This is a genomic window from Sphingomonas sp. TX0543 (assembly GCF_048565505.1).
In the GTDB taxonomy this organism is placed as follows: domain Bacteria; phylum Pseudomonadota; class Alphaproteobacteria; order Sphingomonadales; family Sphingomonadaceae; genus Sphingomonas.
Window position 1 is genome coordinate 3,107,798 of sequence record NZ_JBLZUS010000002.1, and the last position, 15,060, is coordinate 3,122,857.

Genomic DNA, 15,060 nt, shown 5'->3' on the forward strand with positions numbered 1-15,060 from the left:
CGTCTTGTCGATCGACGGCGGCGGCATCAGGGGCATCGCGCCCGCGCATATGCTCGCCAGGCTGGAACAGAAGCTCCTGGACAGCGGTAAACTAAAGGTCGCGGACAGCTTCGAACTGTTCGTCGGCACCTCGACCGGCTGCATCGTGGCGGCAGGCCTCGCCGCTTCCGGTCAGGCAGCCCAGCCACTTGCCCCCAAAGACATCGAACAATTGTATCACACGCACGGGCAGGCGATGTTCACCAGCCAATGGGCGGGGATTGGCCCGTTTCCGCTTTTTTCGGGAAAATACAAAGAGTCAGCCAAAGGCGCGGTGCTTCGACAGATATTGGGCAATCTGACGCTGGGCGAGCTTGAGCGAAACTTCCTCGGCACTTTCTACAATGTCGCGGCGGGTCCGGGGCCGATTTTCCCGAATGGCGGCCCCCAATACAGAAATGTGGGCGACAATCGCTTCAGCCAAGTGCCGCTGTGGAATGTGGTGAACGCCTCATCGAGCGCTCCCTTCTATTTTGACCCCGCCGAGCTCACCGCCTTGCACCATGACATGCGTGGAGCCGATGGAGGCCTGTTCGCCAACAATCCGGCGATGTGCGGCTATGTCGAGGCAGTCAAAACCTGGGCAGGGGAAAACGGCGAAAAACCGGAATTCCTTGTTGCGTCGTTCGGCTGCGGTCAGTCGACGGTCAAATTTGAGAAACAGAAGCGCTGGGGCGTTCTGCAATGGGCAGCACCGACGCGGGGCGTACCTTTGCTGGAGGCGATGTTCGACGGTCAGAGCGAGACGGTCCACTATCAGATGAAAAAACTATTGGAGCCCGAGAATTACTTCCGCCTCGAATTCAGCCTCGACGGCTTCGGCAAGATCGCGATGGACGATGCCTCTGATGCGAATATCGCACGCATCCTCAAGGCCACGACCGATTACCTCGACCGCCAGGGCGGCGACGCCGAACTGGACCGCCTTGCCGCGGCGCTGTGACCCGAGCGGAACAGCCGTCCGGCCACCGCCACGTCAAGGTGCAACCCGCCCCATCCCCAAAAACCAAGAAAGGTCGCCACGATGGATGAAGATGCGATGTTTGCCATGGGCTCGGTTCTCGCCGCGCTCGGCGGTATCCTCGAGCGCAATGGAATCTGCACTACCAACGAGCTTGCCGAAACGATTGGCGGGATCGCGGTGATGACCGCCGACGCCGGGGAGCAGTATCAACGCCGTGCGGCCTATATCGGCAGCTGGGCGCATATGGTGCGCGCGGCGGCCCAGGGCGCCGGCCGCAAGAACCAGAATTAGCGCAGCGTCGTCGTCCCCGCACGGATTGGTGGAAAGGCGATCAAGCCATCGGCGGTCCGGAAAATACCCGCCCGAATAGAAACTGATCCTGGCGCAGGTCACAGAAGCAAGATGTTACCATATCGCTCCCTCCGCGGCCGAACGCCGAAGACACCGACCAGAATGATCAGAGCGATCGCCCCGAGGTCTGATAGCGAAATCCCGGGCCCGTCTCGCGGCAGGCGGCACCGCCTCTCGGATGAGACGAACGAAACCAACTCCGAAAAGGTCGATCGCGAACAAGGGCGAGCCGTTTTGTGGGGCATCGGCGTCGCAGCGCTCGGGATGATGACGCTCGGCCAGCCGCTCATTCGCTACGGCGACGCCGTCGAACTCGGCTGCCTTGGCCTCACCGCCGGCATGTTCGCCTTTCTCTTCGATGCTTCATATGGTTTCCGCGGGTGGCTGCGGATCGCCTTCATGTTCATGTCGCTGCTGATGCTCACCTTCGGCGCATTCCAGGCGATCCCGCTGGCCAAGGTCGCCGCCCGGCGCTCCGCCACAAACGACCGGCGATGCATGGCGATCCAGCTCGATATGTTGTCGGCGCATCCCCGTCGCGCAGATGGCCCTGCCCTGTTCCATGCGCTCGGCTGTGTGCCGACCGACGATCCTCCGCCGAAAACACGCGAACTATCTGCACGTCAGCTACAACCGCCGCGAGAAGATGCCGCGCCAGGCCAGCACAACCGCTCCGGCGCGGGGACTTTGGATGCCAACGATCAGGAACCAGGCAGCGCGAACCGGAAGGTTCGCTGATCTGAAAGTTTGGCCCCGGTCGATCGACCGGTACGAATAGCCAATCGTCCCCATTCCGAAGGCGATTGGCAACCGGCGCGTTGCGCGAGCGTTTATTTTACCACAGGATCAGGAAGATAGGAGGGATTGTCGTCTTGGTGGCCTATGCGTTCCGTTCCGTTCCCGAACAGGGGGAACCGTGCATCTCTGTGATCGAAGCACCAGACCTCGCCGCGGCCAAAACCATGGCGGTGGACGCGATCAAACAGAGCGAGCTTAGTGCGATCCGGCTCTGGGATGGCGAGCGGGTGTTCGAATTCAAGCGACCCGTCGCGCCAGTCGCCTGGGTCGCACCGCGAAACGAGCGATCGCACAACGCGGCCGTCCGCGGCGCGCAGATGATGGCGATGAAGGCCGAAGGCAAAAGCTTCCGCGAGATCGGCGCTGCCTATGGAATCAGCCCTGCGCGAGCGCGTGACGTTGTGACGTGGGCACAGAATCGTGATGCGCGGCCCAGGATGGCGCCCAACCGCGCTGCGCTCTCGACCAGGGCCCGAAATCTCGTGCAATTGTTGATTTCCACTGAGAGTTGACCCGGGAGGGGCGTAATTTCCACTGAGAAGTGACCCATGTTCTGACCTTCCCCCTGGCTGCCTGGTCGGGGGATCCTGGAGTGATCGACATGGCGTTATTGAGCGTGATCCGGCGCTGGCATTTTCGTGAAGAGATGCCGATCCGGGAGATCGAGCGACGCACCGGACTGTCGCGCAACACGATCCGCAAGTACCTTCGTGCCGGCGCGGTCGAGCCCAAGTTCAATGTTCCCGATCGGCCGAGCAAGCTTGATCCGTTCGCAGAGAAGCTGTCGGGTTGGCTGCGCAGCGAGGCGGCGAGGTCGCGCAAGCAGCGACGCACCGCCAGGCAGATGCACGCCGATCTGGTCGCACTGGGTTACGACGGCTCCTACAACCGCGTGGCGGCATTCGTCCGCGCGTGGAAGGACGAGCGGCAGCGCGAGGCGCAGACCAGCGGTCGCGGCACGTTCATTCCGCTGGTGTTCGCCGCGGGCGAAGCGTTCCAGTTCGACTGGAGCGAGGACTGGGCGATGTTGGCCGGCCGGCAGACCAAGCTGCAGGTGGCGCACACCAAGCTCTCGCACAGCCGTGCCTTCATCGTCAGAGCTTATTTGCTCCAGACGCACGAGATGCTGTTCGACGCGTTGACGCAAGCGTTCCGCGTGCTGGGCGGCGTGCCCCAACGTGGCATCTTCGACAACATGCGCACAGCGGTCGATCGGATCGGTGTGGGTAAGGCGCGGCAGGTCAACGCCAGATTTGCGGCGATGGCGAGCCACTATTTGTTCGAGCCCGAGTTCTGCAATCCGGCCTCGGGATGGGAGAAGGGGCAGGTCGAGAAGAACGTCCAGGATGCGCGGCGACGGCTGTGGCAGCCGACACGGGCCTGTCGGAAATTTTGTGCGCGGAGCCGGTTTCGTTCATCAGGCGATGAACCGTTCACCGAAGATAACGGCGAATTGGGTTTTAGCCTCGAACCACTCGCGCGGGGCCCGTTTCCACTCGTCGGCCGCCTGATTGAGAACAAGGTATAACAGCTTCATCGCGGCCTCGTCACCCGGGAAGTGGCCGCGGGTACGAACAGCGCGGCGTAGCTTTGAGTTGAGCGCCTCGATCGCGTTCGTGGTGTAAATGATCCGGCGGATCGGCGCGCTGAATGCAAAAAACGGGATGACCTGCTCCCAATGGCGGCGCCAGCTTTGTGCGATTGCAGGATATTTTCGGCCCCAATGGCCTTCCTCGAAGGCGTCCAGCGCGGCGCGGCCGGCATCGGCATTTTCCGCGCGATAGACGCTGCGCAGAGCACTGGCGATGGCCTTGCGATCTTTCCAGGAAGCAAAGCTCATCGAGTTGCGGATCAGGTGCACCACGCACGTTTGAACGACGGTTTCCGGGAATACGGCGTTGATCGCCTCCGGGAAGCCCTTCAGGCCATCGACGACCGCGATCAGGATATCGGCCACGCCACGGTTCTTGAGCTCGTTCATCACGCGCAGCCAGAATTTGGCACCCTCGGTCTGCTCGATCCAGATGCCGAGGATCTCCTTCGTGCCGTCCGGCAAGATGCCCAGCGCGATGTAGACCGCCTTGTTGCGGACGAACCCTTCGTCGCGGATCTTCACCCGGATCGCGTCAAAGAAAACAAGCGGATAGCAAATATCGAGCGGGCGGCCCTGCCATTCCGCGACCGTTTCCAGCACCGCGTCCGTGATCGTCGAAACCAGGTCCGGCGAGACGTCGATGCCGTACAGCTCCTCGAGGTGCCCGCGGATCTCGCGCACCGTCATGCCCCGCGCGTACATCGAGATGATCTTCGCGTCGAAATCGGGAAAGCGCCGCTGGTATTTGGCGATCAGCTTCGGGTCGAACGTCCCGGCCCGGTCACGCGGTATGTCCAGCGTCATCTTCGACGCACCCGTCAACACCGTCTTCTTCGACGAACCGTTACGCCGATTGGCAGCGCCCGCGGCTTCCTCGCTTTCCAGATGATCATCCAACTCCGCTGACAGCATCCGCTCCGACAGCGCCTTCTTCAGTTCGTCTATCAAGCCGTCCTTGGCAAACAGCTCATTCGGATCCCGCCCTGCCAGCAACTGATCCAATACGTCCTTCTCGATCGCCATGCCGATGGTCCTTTCTCTTCCATCTTATGGCTCCGCGCACAAAATTTCCGACAGGCCCGCCGACACCAAGCTTCCCCGATCTCGACGCACTCAATGCCTGGCTCGAAGCACAGTGCATCGCGCAATGGGCTCAGATCGAGCATGGGGTGCTGCCCGGCACCGTTGCCGACGTCCACGCCATCGAGGTGGCCAGTCTGATGCCCCCGGGGCGCTCCTTCGACGGCTTCGTCGAGCAGACCAAGCGTGTATCGCCAACCTGTCTCATACACTTCGAGCGCGTCCGCTACAGTGTGCCGGCCTCGTTCGCGAACCGCCCGGTCAGCCTGCGGATTTACCCCGATCGGATCGCAATCGCCGCGGAGGGCCAGATCGTGTGCGAGCACAAGCGCATCATCGATCGATCTCATCATGCCGGCGGTCTGACCATCTATGACTGGCGACATTATCTGGCGGTGATCCAGCGCAAGCCGGGAGCCTTGCGCAACGGCGCGCCGTTCGCCGAGATGCCCGATGCCTTCCGGCGATTGCAGCACCACCTGCTCAAGCGTCCGGGCGGCGACAGAGAGATGGTGGATATCCTTGCCCTTGTGCTCCAGCACGATGAGCAGGCGGTCCTGTGCGCGGTCGAGCTGGCACTGGAGGCCGGGGTTCCGACCAAGACCCACGTCCTCAACATCCTCCACCGCCTGACCGACGGCAAGGCCCCTCCGGCTCCCCCGATCGATGCTCCTCAGGCATTGCGCCTGAAGCGCGAGCCGGTCGCAAATGTCGAGCGCTATGACAGCTTGCGGGATCAGGAGATGCGCCATGCGTCATGACCCCGCCAGCGCTGCAATCGTGGTCATGCTGCGCGGCCTCAAGATGTACGGCATGGCCCAGGCCGCAGGCGACCTCATCGAGCAGGGCGCACCCGCATTCGACGCGGCCGTGCCGATCCTTTCCCAGCTGCTCAAGGCCGAGGTCGCCGAGCGCGAGGTTCGATCCGTCGCCTATCAGATCAAGGCCGCCAGGTTCCCCGCCTACAAGGACCTGGCCGGGTTCGACTTTGCTTCCAGCGAGGTGAACGAGGCGATGGTCCGCCAGCTTCACCGCGGCGAGTTCTTCGGCGGTGCCGATAATGTCGTGCTCATTGGCGGGCCAGGAACCGGTAAGACGCACATCGCTACCGCGCTCGGCATCCAGGCCGTCGAACACCATCGCAAGAAGGCCCGCTTCTTCGCCACCGTCGACCTGGTCAATGCGCTCGAGCAGGAAAAGGCGATGAACCGGACCGGTCAGCTGGCCGAGCGACTGCTACGCCTCGACCTCGTCATCCTCGACGAGCTCGGCTACCTGCCGTTCAGCGCATCAGGTGGCGCCCTGCTGTTCCACCTGCTCAGCAAGCTCTATGAGCATACCAGCGTCGTCATCACCACCAATCTCGGGTTCAGCGAGTGGTCGGGGGTGTTCGGCGATGCCAAGATGACCACCGCGCTGCTCGACAGGCTCACCCACCACTGCCACATCCTTGAAACCGGCAACGACAGCTTCCGGTTCAGAGCCAGTGCCGCAGCACCCAAACCCAGAAAGGAAAAAGCCACCACTTGACCCAACCCCGCACTGCGGGACACCATATCCACCCGGGTCACTTCTCGATGAAAATCCCGGGTCAACTCTCAGTGGAAATCAACACCTTGATAAAGTACTCGAACAGAAGATCGGCAAGCAGCTCTCGGCCCGCCCCTATTGGGTACTTCTGCTTCAACTCTATCTTGCGGAGGCCGAAGGGCGGACCATCTTTCAATCGTGCCTCTCGATCGACAATGTTCCAGCGAATGCCCATCGACGATCCGCTCGCCTGGCCGAGCTCGGCATCGTGAAGCGTGAACCGGCTCACGGTGACCATCGTCGCGTCGATCTACATTTGACAGAAGCGACCCGCGAAATGATCGAAAAGGCGTTGGATGCCGCGGTCGTCCTTTATCGCGCGGTTTCTGACGAGCTCCTACCGGGCTCGAGCACTTCCGTACTCTTGATGCCCAAGGACGACCTGTGGTACTACAAATATCTCAGTACCAAGAATGAGATTGGTCCGATGAACGTACTTCGTGGACGGATAATCGCCGGCGGGCGGATAGCTTTGCCCGCGGAGATCCGACGCTCCCTTGGCCTTCAAAATGGCGATACCGTACTGTTCGAAATGCAGGGCGACGAGGTGCGTATCCGCCCTGCCCGCTCGGCGCTTCGGCGCGTGCAGGAGCGCTTGCGTGAGTTCGCGCCGAAAGATGGTCTTGTATCGGACGAGTTGATCGCGGAACGTCGCGCCGAGGCATCACGTGACTGAGGAAACAAGCGAGCGTCTCTATGTCCTCGATGCCTCCGCCCTCCTCTGCGTCATGTTTGGCGAGCCCGGCGCCGAACGCGTCGAGGAGCGCCTTACCCGCGCGTTGGTCTCGGCAGTGAACTACCATGAGGTATTCGCCAAATTGGTCGATCGCGGGGTCGACGCCGAGGAAGCAAAGACAATGCTTGGGGACCTCGATATCGATATCATCGAGGTTGACCGCGAGCAGGCCGACCTGGGAGGCGCACTACGCGCTCATACCCGCAAGGCCGGCCTGTCGCTCGGCGATCGCACATGTCTTGCTCTGGCGCAGTCTAAGGGAGCGGTGGCGGTAACGACCGATCACGCCTGGCGCGAACTCGATGTTGATATCGAGGTTGAGGTCGTCAGGTGAAACCAGGGGTTGCGCTAGCACCCTGTCGAATGCTGGAATGAAAATATGCGCACCGATCTCGATCATCTCCCCGCGGTCAAGCAGCGCGAACTCGAACGCGTCGTCGAGATGCTGTTTCGGGGGTTTCGCGAAGCGACAGAAAATGCGACCGGTCCACGCAAATCCGCACGCATCCTCAAGGTCATCTTGTTTGGCTCATATGCGCGCGGCGACTGGGTCGATGCGCCGTCAGACCCCAATGAATATAAATCTGATTTCGATATTCTCGTGATCGTCGATCAGAAAGAGATGACGGATCGCGCTACCTATTGGGAGAAGACCGAATATCGACTGATCGACGCGTTTTCGATCGAGAAAATCATTCGTACGCCGGTCAATTTCATCGTCCATACACTCCAGGAGGTGAATGATGACCTCTCGCATGGACGGATTTTGATGATGGAGATCGCAAAGGACGGCATTGCGCTCTATCAATCCGACGACCGCGAACTCGCCGACCCAAAACCCAAGACCCCTGAGCGATTATACTCAATAGCACAAGATAACTTTGATGAGTTCTTTCCTGATGCAATGAGACGATTCTACTTAGCAAACGTATCTTATGATAAAGGATGGAATAAAGATACTGCTTTTGATTATAATTTGGCGACCGATAGATTGTATCGCTGCGTTCTTATGACACTGAGCTTGTACGCCCCACACAACCCCAATATTTTATTTCTTCGTGGAATGGCCGAAAGGCTCGACAAACGCTTGTTCGATGCATGGCCCCGCAAGACAAAGTCAGAGCGCGCCATGTTTCAAAAGCTCAAAGAGGCTTACCGGAAGGCGCAGTATTCCAAGCATTTCAGCATTTCGGTCGAAGAACTTGATTGGATCCGCTCTCGGATCGAGGTGCTTGGCAAGATCGTGCATGAAGTTTGTAGCGAGCACCTAGCCGCATTGAAGGCCGCGGCCGATGCAACAAAAGGATCGCCGCCGGCAAGCGGATGAAGCCGAGGGCTTGAATATGCCTCTCTTTGGATTCATAACTGCCAGAACGGGCTGGAAAGTTGGCAGCCGCCCACAGGATTACCCTGCCAGGTTGATCGGAACTCGACATACGGGTCGAGTAGTCGTCATCTCCGCCGCGGAGACATAGACGACCCACCTCACAAGCTTCGCTCCGGCTCGCCGGGGACAGCTTGCTGCCGCTTGTGAGGAACTGTGAAACCATGCGCCCCCCGCCACCTGCACGCGGACCTCGTTCTGCGCACGCCGAAATAGCTGCTCCTGTAAGCGATGCCGATCGCACATCCGAGAACGGTGATCATAAGGCGCTGGAAAGCATGTATCGCAGCGAAGCCAGGGGACTTGCTGCATTTTTCGGGCGCCGCCTGCGCGGCGACGACGAGCCCGGCGATTATGTCCACGAGGCGTTCGCGCGTCTGGCGCATCAAATGTCGCGCCGTCCAATCCTCGATCCACGGCATTATCTCAGGCGGATCGCGCAGAACCTTCTGTTCGAGCGGACACGCCGTCTCCGGACCCGCGCGCTCTATCAATATGCACCGCTGGTCGAAGAACTGGAGCCGTCAATCGAACCGGAACAATCGCACCGGATCGAGGCTGGCGAAGTGCTGAAAATCTACACTCAGGCGCTCAATGAGCTTCCGGAAAAGACCCGGAAGGTGTTTCTGCTTCATCGCGTTGAAGAACTGACCTACAAGGAAATCGGAGAACGATTGGGGGTCAGTATCCCCACGGTGCAATATCATGTGGCGCGCGCACTGGCGCATCTCGACGCCGCGTTGGGGCAAGAATGAACGACGAATCCAACCCGACACCTTCGCGCAGCCAGCTTCGTGACGAGGCGTCAGAGTGGTTTGCCATCATGCGGGGTCCGGAAGCCGATGCGCGGCGCGCGGATTTCAATGCCTGGCTGGCCCGCGGCGCTCTTCACATCAGCGCATATAACAGCGTCGCGGAAACTTTTAATCTCGGCAAATTGCTCAAGGATGCTCCTCAACACGCGACCGATGACGATACGCGCGCCGATTCAGGGGATCGCATCACAAAAAGGCCGTTTCGGCACAAATTGTTGATTGGCCTCGTCGCAGCGACCGGCGTGGGCGGGGCGGGTGTTGCCCTGACCATGCATATACTTAGCGAGACTGGACACGAGATGGAGGCGCGATACGCCACGCGTGTCGGCGAAATCCGCAACTTCGCCCTATCCGATGGATCGCGCCTCGCCCTCGACACCAACAGCGTGGTGCTTGCCTCCTATACGCCCGCCGAGCGCGGACTCCGATTGATGAACGGCCGGGCGCGATTCTATGTCGCGCGCGAGAAGCGACCATTTGTCGTTCGCGCCGACACGACCGTCGTCAGAGCCCAGGAAACCGTTTTCGACGTGGCGTTGCTTCCCACTCGGCGGGTCGCGATCAATCTCGTCCAGGGCGCACTTGACGTCCAAAGCCAGCCCGACCTGCCGTCCGCCTCCCCTGGCCTTCCACGTCCGATGCCCGCCGTATTCACGCGAATGGCTGCCGGTGATCAGCTCTATGTCGATGCGGAAAATGGCACGCCCCAACGAACCACTCAGCCTGGCAACGAGAAGTGGCCGGAAGGGGTGGAGGCGTTCAACGATGTTCCGCTGTCGCGCGTGCTGGACGCCGCAAACCGTTATGCGCGCAAGCCGATCTCGGTCAAAACGCGGGAGATCGGGGCGCTCCGCGTATCAGGTACGTTCCACCTTCAGGAGACCCGGCAGGTGGCGGAAAAGATCGCCGAATTCCTGAAGCTTGCGGTGTCATACGAAGACGGCGGCTATGTCCTTCGGCAGCGCTGCACACAAAATTCTGTCGTGCGGTGTCGACCGCCCTCATAATTTCCCTGATCAGCGCATCCATCCTCCCGAACACCGCGCGACTAACGCGCGGCCCACAAAAGGGGGGATGGACATGGGCACCTTCAATCGCTGGAACCTGAACCTGGCGGCTTCCGCGATCACGGTCGCAATGAGCAGTCCGGCAAATTGCCAGGACCTCTCGCCGCAGGAATATCATTTGCCGCGACAGAAGCTCGCGACCTCGCTTCTCGCGATCGGTCAGCAATCCAATACCGAAATACTATTCCAGCCCAAGGACGTCCGGAACATCACGGCTCCGGCACTCCAGGGTCGATATTCGCCCGAGGAAGCCGTGCGCACCATAACCTCCCCTGCTGGCCTCCGTATCGAGGTCAGCAATGGCGCAATCTTCGTTCGCGGCCATGCGACGAGCGAAGCTGATACCTCGCAGGACGACGTGGTGGTCACGGGAACCCGATTGCGCGGAGCGCCGATAACCTCGCCGGTCATCAGCCTTACCCGCAATCAGATCGTCGATTCAGGACAGGTCAGTCTCGGCGACGTCGTGCGCACCATCCCGCAAAATTTCGGAGGCGCGCAAAATCCCGGCTCCAATATCACGACACCCGAAAAGAAGGGAAACTACATCGGATCGGGGTCGGCGATCGATCTTCGCGGCCTTGGCGGGGACGCCACCTTGACGCTGCTCAACGGGCACCGCCTGGCCTATAGCGGCGCCTATCAGGCAATCGATCTCTCCGTGATCCCGATCGCCGCGCTCGACCGGATCGAGGTGGTCGCCGATGGCTCTTCGGCGCTCTACGGGTCAGACGCTGTCGCGGGTGTGGCGAACGTCATCCTGAAGCGCGACTATCGCGGCCTCAGCACGTCAGCGCGGTTCGGGGCATCAACCGATGGCGGCAACCAGCAGCAGGAATATGGCGCGGTGGGCGGAACCACCTGGAGCAGCGGCGGCGTCATGCTGGCCTATGATTTCTCGCATAATTCGCCGCTGCTTGCGAGCGAGCGCGACTATGCCGCCGCCGCCTCGCCGGGACTGACGCTCCTGCCCCGACTGACCCAGCACAATGTCATCTTCACCGGGCATCAGACGCTCCTTCCCGGAATCGAATTCGACATCGACGCGATCTATAACAACCGCTCCAGTTCGCGTGGATATGCGCTGACCGCTGCCGGCGATCCCACCACGAGCGGTGCGATCCTGTCCTTTCGCAGCCGGTCGCTCTCGATCGCCCCTTCCCTCAAAATCGATCTCGGATCGGGATGGGAGGCCAAGATCGCTGGCGTCTACAGCAAGGACAGCAGTTACTACACGTTTGACCAGGCCTTCGGCGGTTTCCATTCACTGACCGCGGGCTGCTATTGCAACGACCTCAAGAGCATCGAGGTGTCCGCCGACGGCGATCTCGCCACCTTGCCCTCAGGCGCGATCAAACTCGCAGTGGGGACGGGTTATCGCTCGACCGGCTACCACGGCTATCGGACGTCCGGCGACATTCAGAATATCGATGTATCGCAGGGGACATATTTCGCCTTCGGCGAAATGAGCATTCCCGTGGTTTCGCCCGGGCAACAAATCCGGGGAATCAACAAGCTCAATCTCAACGCCGCGATCAGATATGAGAATTACCGCGGGATCGCGAGCATCGCCACGCCGAAATTCGGAATCATTTATTCGCCGTCAGCTCTCCTCGACATCAAGGCATCGTGGGGAAAATCGTTCAAGGCGCCAACCTTCTTCGAGCGCTACTCATTCCAATATGCCGATGTTTACAATGTCAGCACGCTTGGCGGCACGGGTTATCCGGCCTCGGCACCGGTGCTGTTGTTGAACGGCGGCAATCCGGACCTGAAGCCGGAAAGGGCGACAACCTGGACGATCACCGCTGCATTGCACCCGCCGACGATCCAGGGCTTGTCGCTGGAAATCAGCTACTTCAACGTCAATTATAACCAGCGCATCGTCGCGCCGGTCGCCTATATCTCCCAGGCGCTGAGCGATCCGCAATATAGCAGCTTCGTCAAATATTCGCCGTCGACCGCCGACGTGGCGCAGGCAATCGGAAGCCGTGTTTTTACAAACTATACCGGACTGCCATACGATCCAACGAATATCGCCGCGATCGTCTATGACAGCAACGTCAATGCGGTAAGCCAATCAATCCGCGGCGTCGATTTCAGCCTCAAATATGGCTTCTCGACACATGGTGGCGGCCGGGTACAGGTGACGGCGGACGGCGCCTATCTGGACAGCAATCAGCGCCTGACCGCAGACCTCCCGCCTGTCCAACTCGCTGGTACCGTCTTCAACCCCGCACACTTCCGCGGGCGCGCCGGTGCAAGCTGGACTCAGAACGGGCTGACGCTGACGTCCTACGTCAATTATACCGGACCAGTCGAGGACACCCGGATCGGCCTCGCCGGGCGCGCGGGCCCGATGACCACAGTCGATCTTTCTGCACGCTATCGGTTTACCGACAAGTCGGGACCATTGCGTGGGATCGACATCTCGCTTTCGGCACTCAACATCCTCGACGCGAGCCCGAAGCCGATCAAGACCACCGGCGTCTACGACACGCCCTATGATCCGCTGAACTATTCCCCGGTCGGCCGCTTCGTCAATTTTGCCATCACGAAGGAATGGTGATGGTCCGCGCAGCTTTCCTTCGCTCGGCCGGGGTTGCACTGGTTCTGCTGTGGGATGTACCCGCCTCCGCAGATGCGACGCGGGACCCATCGCAGCCGACCATCACCGACATCGTCGAAACTCGCCAGATCGATAGTCTCTCGATATCGCCCGATGGCGATTGGGTGGCATTTCGCGTCGTCGCCCGATCGGTCGCCAGCAACGCCGTATCCGGCCAATGGTATATCCAGCGCATCTCGGGGCGGGACGAAGCGCAACCGGTCGGGCGAGCATTCACGCCGACTGTAATCCCGCTGATGAGCGTTCCCAAGGACGGCGTCAGCCAATGGGCGCCTGATTCCGCCGCGCTCTATGCGCTCGTGGAATCGAGCTCCGGGGTGCAGGTTCATCGACTGACGACGGACGCCGATGTGGAAGTGACGGCGGATACCGCTGACGTCGATGCTTTCAGCCTGTCGGCCGACGGGCGAACCTTATCCTATCAGGTTCGCAACCCGCGAGCGGAAATCGATCGCGAGCAGGCTGCGGAGAGCGCGCGGGGAATCCATTTTGACCGCTCGGTCATCACCGACGGCCTACCCCTTATCGACAATTTCCGAATTGGCGAGCGCACCACGACGATCAGGCGCGTTGGCGATGAGGTGGTCGATGAGGCGTGGCGCGGCGACTTGCGCCAGAAGGAGGTGCAACTCGCCACCGCGCCGGTTTTGCCGACGCGCAATTCCTCCAATTCCGTGCCGCCAGACGTTCACGCGCTCCAAACCCATGACGCAATTTCTGGGACCGCTGAGTTGCGGCTTGGGGCGAGCGGCACTCGCATTGTTCTTCGCCAGCTGGTGAAGGCTAACCCGGATGGCCCGTTCGGAACCTATAGGATCGAAGCGCGCCTCGCTGATGGGCGCAATATGATCTGTGACGCAGCCTTCTGCGCCGGATCGCCAAGCGCCATCAGACAGGTCACCTTCAACCAGCGCCACAACGAGATCGTCGTTCTTTCGGAACCAGGCGTTCGTGGGCGAACGGCGATCGAGGCATGGGATCCGAAGTCCGGCAAGTCCCGCACGATCCGGCCTGCAAGCGGCGCGCTCGATGGCGGCTCAATCTACAGCGGTCGCGGATGCGAAGTCGCGGGAAATCAGCTTCTTTGCGTCGAGGCCGGACCGACCCGCCCTCCCCGCCTGGTTCGGATTGATCTCGATAGCGGAAGCGAGGCCGTTCTTACCGATCCGAATGCCGCATTGGCATCGAAGTCATTCCCGGCCACTCAGCTGATCGAATGGAAAGATAGCGCAGGGCGGTTGTGGAACGGTGTCCTCGTTCTCCCCGACACGAATACGTCCGGGAAGCCTCCCCTCGTCATCACGACATATCGTTGCAGAGGTTTCCTGCAGGGCGGCACGGCGTGGCTCGCGCCGGAGTTCATTCTTGCCCAACACGGCATCGCTGCGCTCTGCATGAATACGAACAACGATATTTTCGCGCAGCGGGACGCGCAAAATCGCATTCTCACGATGCAGCCCTACAAGGACATGTTGGCATCGTACCAGATCGCAATCAATCAGCTGGCCGCCAAGGGCGTCATCGACCCCAGGAATGTTGGCATCTCCGGACACAGCTTCAGCGCCAATGCCGCAACCTATGCGGTGAGCCATTCCGATCTGTTTCGAGCCGCGGTTATCGGATCGGGCCCCACCATCGATCCGGGCACTTATTCGCTCGTCGCGCCCGCGGCCAATTCGTGGCGCAAGGCGGTTTATGAAGTCATCGGGCTGCCGAAGCCGCTCGACGATTCCGACCATATCTGGAAAGAGACGTCGCCTGCGCTGAACGCGAGGGCGGTCAACGCCGCTATTCTCATGCAACCACCTGAAAATGAATATCTTTTCTGTCTGCAGCAATATGCGTTTCTGCAGGACGCGCAGAAGGACGTCGACATGTACGTCTATCCGTCGGAAGGCCATATGGCGAGCGGTCAGCCCGTTCACCAATATTGGCGCAACAGACGGTCGATCGACTGGTTCACTCGCTGGCTTCTCCCAAAGCCGGAAGCGAAAACACCGTAAGGCCGATGCG

The 15,060-nt window shown here is 60.6% G+C and carries 14 protein-coding genes and 2 pseudogenes; 14 read left to right on the forward strand and 2 right to left on the reverse strand.

All coding sequences use genetic code 11. From position 1 onward, the window contains the following. The first annotated feature begins 4 nt into the window (after positions 1-4). The 5 genes and pseudogenes from ACM61V_RS15525 to istA all read left to right on the forward strand — a co-directional run. Positions 5-982 (forward strand): patatin-like phospholipase family protein, encoded by a 978-nt coding sequence (locus tag ACM61V_RS15525; protein ID WP_419714109.1) that lies wholly within the window; start codon positions 5-7, stop codon positions 980-982. Positions 983-1,063: 81 nt separating this feature from the next. Then, a complete protein-coding gene (locus ACM61V_RS15530) occupies positions 1,064-1,294 on the forward strand; it encodes a hypothetical protein (RefSeq protein WP_286771961.1) in 231 nt (76 codons plus the stop codon). Between the two features lie 294 nt (positions 1,295-1,588). Then, the gene (locus ACM61V_RS15535) at positions 1,589-2,092 is read left to right on the forward strand and encodes a hypothetical protein (protein ID WP_419714110.1); all 504 of its coding nucleotides are present in this window, start codon (positions 1,589-1,591) and stop codon (positions 2,090-2,092) included. Positions 2,093-2,157: 65 nt separating this feature from the next. Continuing rightward, positions 2,158-2,664 (forward strand): hypothetical protein, encoded by a 507-nt coding sequence (locus tag ACM61V_RS15540; RefSeq protein WP_419714111.1) that lies wholly within the window; start codon positions 2,158-2,160, stop codon positions 2,662-2,664. An 89-nt stretch (positions 2,665-2,753) separates the two neighbouring features. Then, positions 2,754-3,524, forward strand: a pseudogene (gene istA, locus ACM61V_RS15545) (IS21 family transposase); the annotation flags it as partial. Positions 3,525-3,569: 45 nt separating this feature from the next. Here the strand turns inward: istA and ACM61V_RS15550 are convergent. Continuing rightward, a complete protein-coding gene (locus ACM61V_RS15550; protein WP_286772157.1) occupies positions 3,570-4,769 on the reverse strand; it encodes an IS256 family transposase in 1,200 nt (399 codons plus the stop codon). Between the two features lie 59 nt (positions 4,770-4,828). Here ACM61V_RS15550 and ACM61V_RS15555 point away from each other — a divergent pair. Together ACM61V_RS15555 and istB are read left to right on the forward strand one after the other, a co-directional pair. Further along, positions 4,829-5,587 (forward strand): annotated as a pseudogene (locus tag ACM61V_RS15555) (Mu transposase domain-containing protein); the annotation flags it as partial. Continuing rightward, entirely contained in the window at positions 5,577-6,356 is a 780-nt protein-coding gene (gene istB / locus ACM61V_RS15560; protein ID WP_419714112.1) for an IS21-like element helper ATPase IstB, read from the forward strand. The pseudogene ACM61V_RS15555 and the gene istB, both read left to right, overlap by 11 nt. A gap of 61 nt (positions 6,357-6,417) precedes the next feature. Here istB and ACM61V_RS15565 read toward each other — a convergent pair whose 3' ends face one another. Continuing rightward, on the reverse strand, positions 6,418-6,654 hold the full coding sequence (locus ACM61V_RS15565; RefSeq protein ID WP_419714113.1) for a hypothetical protein: 237 nt from the start codon (positions 6,652-6,654) through the stop codon (positions 6,418-6,420). 39 nt (positions 6,655-6,693) lie between these two features. Between ACM61V_RS15565 and ACM61V_RS15570 the strand changes: the two genes are divergently transcribed. The 7 genes from ACM61V_RS15570 (at position 6,694) to ACM61V_RS15600 (ending at position 15,050) form a co-directional block, all read left to right on the forward strand. Continuing rightward, positions 6,694-7,092, forward strand: coding sequence for an AbrB/MazE/SpoVT family DNA-binding domain-containing protein (locus tag ACM61V_RS15570; protein WP_419714114.1), 399 nt, complete (start codon positions 6,694-6,696; stop codon positions 7,090-7,092). Then, positions 7,085-7,486: a type II toxin-antitoxin system VapC family toxin gene (locus tag ACM61V_RS15575; protein WP_401531677.1), complete on the forward strand. Its 402-nt coding sequence runs from the start codon at positions 7,085-7,087 to the stop codon at positions 7,484-7,486. The genes ACM61V_RS15570 and ACM61V_RS15575 overlap by 8 nt, the downstream gene beginning before the upstream one ends. Before the next feature lie 45 nt (positions 7,487-7,531). Then, positions 7,532-8,479, forward strand: a complete 948-nt coding sequence (locus tag ACM61V_RS15580; RefSeq protein WP_401531678.1) for a nucleotidyltransferase domain-containing protein — start codon at positions 7,532-7,534, stop codon at positions 8,477-8,479. Between the two features lie 269 nt (positions 8,480-8,748). Continuing rightward, positions 8,749-9,291, forward strand: coding sequence for an RNA polymerase sigma factor (locus tag ACM61V_RS15585; RefSeq protein WP_401531784.1), 543 nt, complete (start codon positions 8,749-8,751; stop codon positions 9,289-9,291). Further along, the gene (locus ACM61V_RS15590) at positions 9,288-10,358 is read left to right on the forward strand and encodes a FecR family protein (RefSeq protein WP_401531680.1); all 1,071 of its coding nucleotides are present in this window, start codon (positions 9,288-9,290) and stop codon (positions 10,356-10,358) included. The genes ACM61V_RS15585 and ACM61V_RS15590 overlap by 4 nt, the downstream gene beginning before the upstream one ends. A 73-nt stretch (positions 10,359-10,431) precedes the next feature. Further along, a complete protein-coding gene (locus tag ACM61V_RS15595) occupies positions 10,432-12,987 on the forward strand; it encodes a TonB-dependent receptor domain-containing protein (protein ID WP_401531682.1) in 2,556 nt (851 codons plus the stop codon). Beyond that, positions 12,987-15,050, forward strand: a complete 2,064-nt coding sequence (locus ACM61V_RS15600) for an Atxe2 family lasso peptide isopeptidase (RefSeq protein WP_419714115.1) — start codon at positions 12,987-12,989, stop codon at positions 15,048-15,050. Before ACM61V_RS15595 ends, ACM61V_RS15600 begins: the two co-directional genes overlap by 1 nt. Positions 15,051-15,060 lie beyond the last annotated feature (10 nt).

Excerpts from the sequence above, each read along its gene's own strand:
- ACM61V_RS15530 (WP_286771961.1), top strand. The coding sequence starts at position 1,064 with ATGGATGAAGATGCGATGTTTGCCATGGGCTCGGTTCTCGCCGCGCTC.
- ACM61V_RS15550 (WP_286772157.1), bottom strand. The coding sequence starts at position 4,769 with ATGGCGATCGAGAAGGACGTATTGGATCAGTTGCTGGCAGGGCGGGAT.
- istB (WP_419714112.1), top strand. The coding sequence starts at position 5,577 with ATGCGTCATGACCCCGCCAGCGCTGCAATCGTGGTCATGCTGCGCGGC.
- ACM61V_RS15565 (WP_419714113.1), bottom strand. The coding sequence starts at position 6,654 with ATGGTCACCGTGAGCCGGTTCACGCTTCACGATGCCGAGCTCGGCCAG.
- ACM61V_RS15570 (WP_419714114.1), top strand. The coding sequence starts at position 6,694 with ATGATCGAAAAGGCGTTGGATGCCGCGGTCGTCCTTTATCGCGCGGTT.
- ACM61V_RS15580 (WP_401531678.1), top strand. The coding sequence starts at position 7,532 with ATGCGCACCGATCTCGATCATCTCCCCGCGGTCAAGCAGCGCGAACTC.
- ACM61V_RS15590 (WP_401531680.1), top strand. The coding sequence starts at position 9,288 with ATGAACGACGAATCCAACCCGACACCTTCGCGCAGCCAGCTTCGTGAC.
- ACM61V_RS15595 (WP_401531682.1), top strand. The coding sequence starts at position 10,432 with ATGGGCACCTTCAATCGCTGGAACCTGAACCTGGCGGCTTCCGCGATC.
- ACM61V_RS15600 (WP_419714115.1), top strand. The coding sequence starts at position 12,987 with ATGGTCCGCGCAGCTTTCCTTCGCTCGGCCGGGGTTGCACTGGTTCTG.